Source organism: Blautia sp. DFI.1.216 (assembly GCF_020594215.1).
Lineage (GTDB): Bacteria > Bacillota > Clostridia > Lachnospirales > Lachnospiraceae > Blautia_A > Blautia_A wexlerae.
In genome coordinates this window covers 1-1,756 of sequence record NZ_JAJDML010000124.1, presented here as the reverse complement: position 1 = coordinate 1,756, position 1,756 = coordinate 1, and the positions used below count along the sequence as shown (strand labels likewise).

The window sequence follows — 1,756 nt, the reverse complement described above, 5'->3', positions numbered from 1 at the left end:
TAGGCGTTTGCGAAACGCCAAAAGCCGCATAAATACGGCATTTTTTTGTTGTTAAAATAAAATATCTCCTCAAGGTTTATGGTAAAATAGAATTGCCTAGAAACTAATTAACCAATCCACCTAAAGGAGATATACCTACATGATAACATATAAACAGCTCACTTTGGCAGAAATTTTTGAAGATTGTCAAAATAAATTCGACAACGACAAATATCAGTTCCTTTCGCTTCTTGATGAAGCCATTAACCTTGATGAAATTGTTCCTGTTTCTTTTATTTCTCATTTTTACGCCAGTACCGGAAGACCTCGCAAACATCAGCTTTATCCAATGCTTAAGGCACTTCTTATCCAGCGTATTTTCTCAATCCCGACGGACACACTCCTGATCGTATTTTTGAAATTTTCCCAGGAACTGCGTGATTTCTGCGGTTTTGATGTTGTTCCGGATGGTTCCAAATTTACACGTTTCAAACAGGATTTTTTATCGGACTTACAATCTATGTTCGATCATCTTGTTGATCTGACCGAACCGATCTGCCAAAGTCTTGATCCTGCCCTTGCTTCCATGACAATCTTTGATACCTCTGGCATTGAAGCATGGGTTACAGAAAATAACCCAAAATATGCCAACCGTATTATCAAGCAGCTAAAGGCCTTCAAAAAGTCCCATAACCTTGATGATTCCTATGATCCTTATAAAGCTGCTTATGGCTCTATGCCAACTCATGCGGCTTCCAATCAGGCAATCCAGCAGATGTACATCAATGGACATTTCTGTTACGCCTATAAATTTGGCATTATTACGAACGGGCTTGGTATTGTTCGTGACATCACTTTCTACAACAAGGACTTTCTAAAAAACCATCCTGATATCGTTGTAGGGAAGAAATCAGATTCACCGGATGAGGATAAATCCCTTGCCGATTCGAAAGCACTTCTTCCAGTTTTAATTGACTTTTTCCAGAAACATCCTTTAATAAATTCAAAGACGTTTCTTGGAGATGCTGCGTTTGATGCCATTAACATTTACAAATCCCTCTTTGAAGAAATTGGCTTTCAAAAAGCTTTTATCCCTTTAAAAACAAAGCTTTCTGTGGAAGGAACCGACTATACTGTCAATGAAAACGGTATTCCCTGCTGTCCTCACAATCCATCACTTCCGATGCGGCGTGAAGGAAGCAGATCCCATTTGCGGAGTAAACTTCCTACCATGAAGTTTGTATGTCCAAAAATGAAATGGGAATACAATCCTGCCGACAAGTCAAAACATCGCGTATGTCATTGTGACAATCCATGTACATCTTCTTCCTGCGGACGAATGATCTACATTTATCCTGAAAAGAACCTTCGTGCCTATCCTGGTGTAGAACGCGGCTCACAGGAATGGGAGGATACTTACAAGATCCGTGTAAATGTTGAAAAGTCAATCAACCATTTCAAAGATAGTTTCTGCATTGCAGATCGTAAAACACAGAATGAGAAAACACTTCATGCTGATTTACTGCTTGCAGGAATTACCCAGCTTGTTACTGTGCTTGTCGCTGATAAGATTCATCAATACCAATACATCCGGAGTTTGAAGCCTTTGATTGCCTGATTATTAATATGCATACAATCTTTTCTTCGCAGTTTATCTGGGAAGTCTTTTAGTCATGTTCAAATTTAGAAGTACCTATTTTTCATCTTAAGAATCCTGCGTTGCAGGATTCTTACCGCTTTTTAGTCAGGATTGCGAACTTGTTTCGCAATTACCTAT

At 39.0% G+C, this 1,756-nt stretch carries 1 pseudogene; it reads left to right on the top strand.

Annotated features, from left to right (window positions below):
• Positions 1 to 139: 139 nt before the first annotated feature.
• Positions 140 to 1,502, top strand: a pseudogene (locus LJE11_RS18965) (transposase); the annotation flags it as partial.
• Positions 1,503 to 1,756 lie beyond the last annotated feature (254 nt).